Annotated in this window: 10 protein-coding genes; 3 read left to right on the top strand and 7 right to left on the bottom strand. The window is 42.7% G+C overall.

Going from position 1 to position 7,729, the window contains the following annotated elements:
• A partial coding sequence (locus ACFE93_RS22425) for a hypothetical protein (RefSeq protein ID WP_375476367.1) occupies positions 1-229 on the top strand: 229 nt, incomplete at its 5' end.
• A gap of 48 nt (positions 230-277) precedes the next feature.
• Here the strand turns inward: ACFE93_RS22425 and ACFE93_RS22420 are convergent.
• The 5 genes from ACFE93_RS22420 to ACFE93_RS22400 form a co-directional block, all read right to left on the bottom strand.
• Positions 278-751 carry a hypothetical protein gene (locus ACFE93_RS22420; protein WP_375476365.1) on the bottom strand — a complete coding sequence of 158 codons (474 nt, stop codon included), beginning with the start codon at positions 749-751 and terminating at the stop codon, positions 278-280.
• A 147-nt stretch (positions 752-898) separates the two neighbouring features.
• Positions 899-1,321: a type II toxin-antitoxin system VapC family toxin gene (locus ACFE93_RS22415; RefSeq protein ID WP_375476363.1), complete on the bottom strand. Its 423-nt coding sequence runs from the start codon at positions 1,319-1,321 to the stop codon at positions 899-901.
• A complete protein-coding gene (locus ACFE93_RS22410; protein ID WP_375476361.1) occupies positions 1,318-1,572 on the bottom strand; it encodes a hypothetical protein in 255 nt (84 codons plus the stop codon). Before ACFE93_RS22410 ends, ACFE93_RS22415 begins: the two co-directional genes overlap by 4 nt.
• A 13-nt stretch (positions 1,573-1,585) precedes the next feature.
• A complete protein-coding gene (locus ACFE93_RS22405) occupies positions 1,586-2,896 on the bottom strand; it encodes a Rid family detoxifying hydrolase (protein WP_375476359.1) in 1,311 nt (436 codons plus the stop codon).
• A 109-nt stretch (positions 2,897-3,005) separates the two neighbouring features.
• A complete protein-coding gene (locus tag ACFE93_RS22400) occupies positions 3,006-3,437 on the bottom strand; it encodes an NUDIX domain-containing protein (RefSeq protein ID WP_375476357.1) in 432 nt (143 codons plus the stop codon).
• A 201-nt stretch (positions 3,438-3,638) separates the two neighbouring features.
• Between ACFE93_RS22400 and malQ the strand changes: the two genes are divergently transcribed.
• On the top strand, positions 3,639-5,153 hold the full coding sequence (gene malQ / locus ACFE93_RS22395; protein ID WP_375476355.1) for a 4-alpha-glucanotransferase: 1,515 nt from the start codon (positions 3,639-3,641) through the stop codon (positions 5,151-5,153).
• A 71-nt stretch (positions 5,154-5,224) separates the two neighbouring features.
• On the opposite strand, the gene ACFE93_RS22390 is transcribed toward malQ, so the two are convergent.
• Both ACFE93_RS22390 and ACFE93_RS22385 read right to left on the bottom strand, forming a co-directional pair.
• Positions 5,225-6,034: a helix-turn-helix domain-containing protein gene (locus ACFE93_RS22390; protein WP_375476353.1), complete on the bottom strand. Its 810-nt coding sequence runs from the start codon at positions 6,032-6,034 to the stop codon at positions 5,225-5,227.
• A 29-nt stretch (positions 6,035-6,063) separates the two neighbouring features.
• Positions 6,064-6,822 carry a pseudouridine synthase gene (locus ACFE93_RS22385; RefSeq protein WP_375476351.1) on the bottom strand — a complete coding sequence of 253 codons (759 nt, stop codon included), beginning with the start codon at positions 6,820-6,822 and terminating at the stop codon, positions 6,064-6,066.
• A 135-nt stretch (positions 6,823-6,957) separates the two neighbouring features.
• Between ACFE93_RS22385 and ACFE93_RS22380 the strand changes: the two genes are divergently transcribed.
• Positions 6,958-7,671 carry a DUF2993 domain-containing protein gene (locus ACFE93_RS22380; RefSeq protein WP_375476349.1) on the top strand — a complete coding sequence of 238 codons (714 nt, stop codon included), beginning with the start codon at positions 6,958-6,960 and terminating at the stop codon, positions 7,669-7,671.
• The last annotated feature ends 58 nt before the right edge of the window (positions 7,672-7,729 follow it).

The following is a 7,729-nucleotide window of genomic DNA, read 5'->3' as shown; positions in this document are numbered from 1 at the left end:
GCTCAATGTTGACCTTCTGAGGCTCGACGTTGACCTTCTGAGGCTCGACGTTGACCTTCTGAGGCTCGACGTTGACCTTCTGAGGCTCAATGTTGACCTTCTGAAACTCAAAAATGCCTTGGCGACAGAAGTCGTGGCTACACGAGACTTTACTGGCCTGCGCGGGTTTCAAAAATCTTTGGATACAAAACACGAAAAGGGCATAACAATGTTATGCCCCTACAAATGACGTGTATTTTACCAAATTGATAACTAGTATGATTACCTATTTTAAGCTTTAGCTAACTGGAACTTCGGGTTGCTTTTTCTTAGAACGGCGGTTAAACCTGCGTCCCATCTCATCAATTACTGCATCCAAACCTGCGACATCACCGCTAGCTTTGGCATAGCTATAAACTGCTAATGCTGCTGCGTAAGCTTCGCTAGCAGAGGCTATACAGGTATCATCCACCAATTCTTGCAGTTGAGTTAAAGACAACAGCACCGGATACAAGTCCTCATATATTTCTAAATCTCGGCGCATCTCTTCTAAATCAAAAGAACGGGGCAAAAAGTTAGGGTTCTGTGTCGCCACTTCTAAAGCTTTGCTTACAAAAGCCCGACTTTTATCTCCCATCTTCAACATTGTTCGCCGATCTTCAGGGGTCAAATCTACCAAAAACGGTAACTTTTCTCTAATTGTAGCGATCGCTTGCATGACCACTTCCTTATCTGCTGGGGCAAGGCTGGCACTGATACGATTTTCTGCCATTTTTAATACTCCTTTAGGGTACTTAATTTCAGTATTCCCAAAGTTATAAAGGCGATCGCATTCATTAGAGGCGAACACTCAAAAATACTTGCAATTGCCAATTCCCAACTCTGCTGTTAATGTTCTAATTTTTCAAGTAATAATAACTCAAGCTTCTGTTTCCAGCAAAAGTGCCTGATAACCTGCTTGGACAAAGTGTTGATCAGCTGTTGCTGCAATAATTAAGCCCTGCTCCTGCATGACAATAAACGAAATACAATCAGTTAGCCCCCAGGTTTTGTCTAGACGGGACTGATAGAGATGTAAAGCACGGTTGAGTAGTTGTGTGTCTACACTTACAACACACATATTTGGTGTTTGATAGCACTGCTGGATAAATCGTATTGCTGCTGTGCGATTAAAAGCACTCAAAGCATTACCAACTTCGATTAAAACAGCTTCAGTTACCCACACTTCCAGGGCGCTTTGGACACGCGGTAGGAGTGTTCTAGCCTTGATATGGTATTGATCGCGTGCATTCAGTAACGCTTGGATAAAAACAGTGTCTAAAAATATTTGCTCACCCGTCATGTATTAATTTCAGGCTGACGTTTTGGTGTGCCATACAAGTAATGGTCATGTTGACTTGCCCAATCTTCGGGTGCATCAACTGTCCCTGTTAAATCTTCTAATACATCCCACACATCAGCCGCTTTAATTTGAGATGAGTTAATTTCCTCAGAAACGATGGTAATTACATAGCGCTTGTTCGGTTCTAAATCAAGTGGTATATCTGGTCGTAAAACAGAACCATCAAATGTAACCGTTAAGATTTTGCTCATTGATACGTTCCTTCTAATCACTAATCACTGCGATCGCATCAATTTCCACCAACACATCTTTAGGTAAGCGCGATACCTGGACACAAGCCCGCGCTGGGGCTGTATCTTCCGGGAAATATTTCGCATAAACGGCATTCACCGCCGCAAAATCATTCATATCAGCTAAAAATACAGTGGTCTTCACTACATCTTGAAAAGTCGCTCCGGCTGCTGTGAGGATAGCTTCAAGATTAGCTAATACTTGCTCAGTTTGCTTTTTGACATCATCAGTGTAGACAACATCACCAAGGCGGGGATCGATGGCAATTTGTCCAGCAATGAATACAAATTGACCTGAAGCTGCGATCGCTTGATTATAAGGGCCGACTGGAGCGGGTGCGTTATCAGTATTAATTACTTTACGGGTCATAGATATTACTTTCTCTAACGATGTTTCCTGTTTACCGATTTCCACTTCAGCAGCGATCGGCTTGTAGACTTCTCCATCAGGCATTATCGCACCAGTCAGGTCAGCATCTTTAAAGTTGACACCATAGATATTTGCCCCAGTTAAATCTATCTTCTTCAGTTTTGCCTCTTTTAGATTCGCGTTGATCAAATCTACTTTTTGCAATTCCGCTTTCTCTAAATTTGTCCCTTTTAGACAGGCTTTTCTGAAATTTACACCTATGAGATTTGCTGCACCTAAATCAGCTTCAGTCAGATTCATACCTGACAAATCCTTTTGAGATAAATTAACGCCCCGAATCTTAGCTGCTTGCAAATTAGCACCTTTGAGTATCACATTAGTTAAGTTTGCTTGACTCAAATCAGCTGCAAATAAGTTAGCTCTACTTAAATCAGCACTAGTAAGGTTAGCTCTAACGACTTTTGCTTCATTTAAGGATGCGTCGGTTAAGTTTGCAGAATTGAGTGTCGCATCACTCAAGTTGGCGTTATCTAGATTGGCATTACTAAAGTTAGCGCTATTCAAGTATGCTTTACTCAAGTTGGCATTATCCAGATTAGCGTTACTAAAGTTAGCGCTACTTAGTTGTGCTCCAATCAAGTCAGCACTACTTAGGTCTGCCCAACTCAAATTTAAACTTGAACTTTCGCCCAACTCACTCAAATTTGCACCTGTTAGAGAAGCTCTAGTGAAGTTTGCATTTCTAAGTAATGCTTTACTCAGGTTCGCATCATTTAAATCTACACCCGTCAAATCTGCACCTGTTAGGTCTATTCCACTTAGATTTGCATATTTGAGGTCTACTCCTCTAAGATTCTCGTTGTGAAATTGCCTTTGTCCTTCGGCGTATTTCTCCAACAGTGTCTCAGCATCCATAATTCACCTTTAAATACCACTGACACAGTATAATCACAAAAACTTTGTGTCACAGATATTCTTCTCCCCTCTTCTCTCTGCGCCCTTTGCGCCTCTGCGGTTCTCCCTCTTACCCCAACCTCGGACGTATCCCATAATGCCGATATCGCCAATAATCCCGCAAAATGCGATCGTGGTCAAAACATAAATTACCAGGCACACGCCAATACTCAAAAACGCCTATACCCTTAGCATCATCTCCAGCCATCGGTTCCCCCGTCGCCGTTGCCAAAAACACAATACTAATCGTATGCTGACGGGGATCGCGATTGGGGTCAGAATACACCAGTAATTGTTCAACTAACTCCACCTGTAAACCCGTTTCTTCTTGAGCTTCCCGCCGGGCCGCCACTTCCACTGCTTCTCCATAATCCACAAAACCACCAGGAATAGCCCAACCTAAGGGTAGATTATGTCTTTCAATTAACACTATTGGCCGATGAGGTCGATCTACAAGTTCAATGATGATATCAACTGTTGGTGTAGGATTTCGGTAAGTCATAGTTATTTAGTCATTAGTCATTGGTCATTAGTCACTGGTCATTAATCATTGGTTATTCCCAAAGGACAAATGACAAAGGACAAATGACAAACAAAATGAGTTTACTTGATTTTCCCTGCAAATACTGTTCCGTGATAAATTTGATGCGATCGCCTAGCGTCTCCATCAGACAATAGCTTCCTCCCATAATTCAGATTACTTATGCCTTTTCCTAGATCAAGTGGTATTTTGCTGCATCCTACCTCCTTTCCCAGTCGATTTGGCATTGGGGATTTAGGCTTAGAAGCTTATCGCTTCATCGATTTTCTTAAAGAAAGCCATCAACAATATTGGCAAGTTTTACCTTTGGGCCCCACCGCATACGGTAATTCTCCGTATATGTGCTACTCGGCAATGGCGGGAAATCCCCTGCTGGTTAGCCCAGAAAAACTGCGAGATGAGGGTCTGCTAACAGAAGAAGACTTTGCTAATTTACCAGGATTTCCAGAAGAAAAGGTAGATTTCGAGAAGGTTGTGCCGATTAAGATTGGGCTACTCAAAAAAGCCTATGAACATTTTAAAGTGAATGCCACACCCATCCAACAAAAAGAGTTTGAAGGTTTTTGCGACAGCAAAGCCTATTGGCTAGATAATTACGCCTTATTTATGGCATTGAAAGATGCCAACGAGAATGCAAACTGGCACACATGGCCGTCAGAACTTGTTAAGCGCGATCCCCAAGCAATGGAGCAAGTACGGGAGCGGCTCGATGGAGAGATTTTTTATTACAAGTTTGTCCAATTTGAGTTTTTCCGCCAGTGGTCAGAGCTTAAAAGCTACGCTAATATGCGCGGTATTGACATTATTGGCGATATCCCCATCTATGTAGCTCATGATAGTGCTGATGTGTGGGCGCATCCCAACATCTTTTGTCTAGATGAACAGACAGGAGCTGCCGCCCAAATGGCAGGAGTCCCACCAGATTACTTTAGCGCCACCGGTCAATTGTGGGGGAACCCGGTTTACAACTGGGAGGAATTGCAAAAACAAGACTTTAAGTGGTGGGTACAGCGCTTTGAGGCAATGCTGGATTATGTAGACATAATTCGCATTGACCACTTCCGGGGCTTCGAGGCTTATTGGGCTGTGCCGCAAGGTGAACAAACTGCGATGAATGGTAAATGGGTGGAAGCGCCTGGAGATGCTTTTTTTGAAGTGATTAGGCAAAAGTTGGGCAAGCTACCCGTCTTAGCAGAAGATTTGGGAGTAATTACACCGGGGGTAGAAGCGCTGCGAGACAAGTATGAATTTCCGGGGATGAAAATTTTGCAATTTGCTTTTAGTGCTGATTCTACTAATCCATTTTTACCATTCAATTATCGGCACAATGCTGTAGTTTATACCGGGACTCACGATAATGATACAACTATAGGTTGGTTCAATACTGCTGAGGAGGAGGAAAAGCAAAACTTGCTGCTTTATTTAGGTTCTATCAGCCCTGATGGCATTCATTGGGATTTGATTCGCCTAGCTTTGAATTCTATAGCCAATCAAGCGATTATTCCCTTGCAAGATATTTTGGGATTAGGAAACGAAGCGCGGATGAATTTTCCCAGTATTGCTGAGGGGAACTGGGAGTGGCGCTATCAACCAGGAGCGATAACAGACGAATTGCGCGATCGCTTGAAAGTTCTTACCCAACTCAATGGACGCGCCCCGGAAGCCCAAGCCCAGTGAGGAGTGGGGCATGGGACAAGGGGACAAGGATAATCACCATGTCCCATACCCAATGCCCCATACTCCATATTTCAAAACTTAGGCTTGGCAGCAATCTTAACTTCTTCCTCTTTCCCTGGCTCTCCCATTTTCTTAGCTTTCTCTTGATTGACGCTCACCAACACACCACCAGCATTATCAGTTTTCACTGTCAGTTGCTCTTGGGCTTTCCAAATTCGGTGAGTTCCCTCTGGCAGAATACCCTCAAACTCGGTTTTGCCATCGGCTACTACACGAATCCAAGATGAGGCTTTCAAAGTCACACCAACCTGGACAATCTGGCCCTTTTGGACACCGCTGAGGGTATCGCTGACAGGTTGTACCTGCGTTGATTTTAGTTGAGCTATTTCTGGTTTAACAACGGACTTTTGTTTTGGATATGGCTGGTTTGGGCTATTACTTGCTTGTAGTAAGGCGTTATTTAATAACTGAGATAAGCCATTTACAGAGCATACTATTAGTAATATGTAAAGAAAGTAAAGATGAATCGGACGTAGTTGAGCCAGGGGTGAAGTATTCCCTCTACTTAGAGGGCTAACTTGTGCAGAACTGACTGGAAAAGTGCCAGAAAATTCTACTCCATTCAAGCCTAGTGCATCGGCAAATTGCCTGATCAAACCCTGAATATATACTGGTTCTGGCAGATCGTTTAAATTACCTTCTTCGATCGCCTGCAATAATCGTCGGGGAATCCTGGTCAATGCAACCACTTGCTCTAGAGATAAACCCTGTTCTTGACGCAATGCCCAAAGTTGAGCGCCTAATTCTGCCAACTTTTCGGCTCGTTGTTCCTCTAATGAAAGTGATGGCTGGTGCTTATTCTTCTTTCTTAGCCATTTCATGCCTACTGACACTCCTTAATTCCACTGAATCAATAATTAGGTTGCGCGATCCGATCTTGCAAAAAGCGAATCTCATAATCTTTGAGGGAACGATATTTACCCTCTGACAAAAAGGGTTCTTTTAGAGTTTGTAATTTAATTGGGCCAATCGCAGTCCGATGCAGCTTGATTACTGGGTATCCTAACTGTTGAGCTATCCGACGAATTTGGCGATTTCTTCCCTCCTGCAACACTATTTCTAAAACACTTTGCTCGGTACGACGTTCTATTAGATGTACCTTAGCAGCCCTAGTTTTTCTACCCTCCAACATCACACCTTGACGCCACATTTGCAGTACTGTTTCTGGAGGATGTCCTGTGACCAAAACATGATATGTCTTGGAAATACTGTGACGTGGATGGGTTAATCCAAATGTCAATTCTCCGTCATTAGTCAGGATTAATGCTCCTGTAGAGTCTGCATCTAAACGACCAACTGGGTGAATACCTGAACCCTCCTGTAATTCTTTCGGTAGTAAATCTAGGACTGTTGGTCTTCGATGAGGGTCGTAGCAAGTCGAAACCACTCCCGGTGGTTTATGCAGCAATAGGTATATTAAAGCCGGACGCTGCTTTTGGGATACAGACTTACCATCAATTGCGATCGCATCTTTTTCAGGATCGACTTTTTGACCTAAATGTGCCAATACCCCATTAATCCGCACCCGTGAATGCCTAATCATTTCTTCGGCTTCACGACGTGAGGCGATACCCCATTGAGCGAGAATTTTTTGTAACCGTACCTCCATGTGGAAATTGCTTATTTACTGTTATCAATTAAATGATATTTGCATTATGTAGCGAGTAGGCATAAATGTTACATTTAAAGCTTATTTAATTTATGTTCGGTTGTTGAATAAACACTCATAAATAAATTAGTTTAGATGCCAGATCAAAATTCTCAAACAAAAAGTACAAATAAAATCCGCATAATTACGCAGGTACTCACAACAGCCGTCAAGCTCTGGTTAAGAGCGCAAGTCAGCCAAATATCGGAATTAGAAGTGGAGATTAAAGCTAGCGATCGCCAACTTTTCTCTGGACGCATTCCTTCGGTATCTGTTTTTGCTACTCATGCAGTTTATCAAGGTCTCCTAATTACACAAATTCAATTAATAGCAGAAAATATTCGGGTAAATATCGGTTCCGTACTCAAGGGAAAACCTCTGCGACTGTTAGAAACAGTACCAGTGATTGGCGATTTAATCGTAGACGAGAAGGATCTGAATGCTTCTCTCTCATCTGATTTATTATCGACTGCTTTGAGCGATCTATTGGTTAAGGTTTTACCAACAGATTACCCGCAGTCACAACCAATCAAGTGGCAAGAAATTCTCCTTGGGAACAACCAAATTATACTGCGAGGTTTGGGAGTAACCAATAGTGAAACAATGCCTCTAGAGATTTGTCTGGGCTTACAATTACTCAGTGGGCATGAATTGCAACTGGCACATATCCCAATCAAGCCTGACCAGCAAGATATATTAAAGGACAATCATGAGTACAACCTGGATCTTGGCTCAGATGTCGATATCCAAGAACTAACGCTGATCCCAGGTAAGCTGGTGTGTCGTGGGCGGATTAACGTTAACCCTTGATGATCGCAAATTAAAAAATATTAATACCCTATTTTAAATGATATGGCGTTTAGTGGGG

This window comes from uncultured Nostoc sp. (assembly GCF_964247315.1).
Classification (GTDB): Bacteria; Cyanobacteriota; Cyanobacteriia; order Cyanobacteriales; family Nostocaceae; genus Nostoc.
Note: the sequence above shows the minus strand (reverse complement) of the source record. Positions and strands in the feature narration are given on the sequence as shown.

Bases quoted from the DNA above. Each gene is read 5' to 3' on its own strand.
- ACFE93_RS22420 (WP_375476365.1), bottom strand. From the start codon at position 751: ATGGCAGAAAATCGTATCAGTGCCAGCCTTGCCCCAGCAGATAAGGAA.
- ACFE93_RS22415 (WP_375476363.1), bottom strand. From the start codon at position 1,321: ATGACGGGTGAGCAAATATTTTTAGACACTGTTTTTATCCAAGCGTTA.
- ACFE93_RS22410 (WP_375476361.1), bottom strand. From the start codon at position 1,572: ATGAGCAAAATCTTAACGGTTACATTTGATGGTTCTGTTTTACGACCA.
- ACFE93_RS22405 (WP_375476359.1), bottom strand. From the start codon at position 2,896: ATGGATGCTGAGACACTGTTGGAGAAATACGCCGAAGGACAAAGGCAA.
- ACFE93_RS22400 (WP_375476357.1), bottom strand. From the start codon at position 3,437: ATGACTTACCGAAATCCTACACCAACAGTTGATATCATCATTGAACTT.
- malQ (WP_375476355.1), top strand. From the start codon at position 3,639: ATGCCTTTTCCTAGATCAAGTGGTATTTTGCTGCATCCTACCTCCTTT.
- ACFE93_RS22390 (WP_375476353.1), bottom strand. From the start codon at position 6,034: ATGAAATGGCTAAGAAAGAAGAATAAGCACCAGCCATCACTTTCATTA.
- ACFE93_RS22385 (WP_375476351.1), bottom strand. From the start codon at position 6,822: ATGGAGGTACGGTTACAAAAAATTCTCGCTCAATGGGGTATCGCCTCA.
- ACFE93_RS22380 (WP_375476349.1), top strand. From the start codon at position 6,958: ATGCCAGATCAAAATTCTCAAACAAAAAGTACAAATAAAATCCGCATA.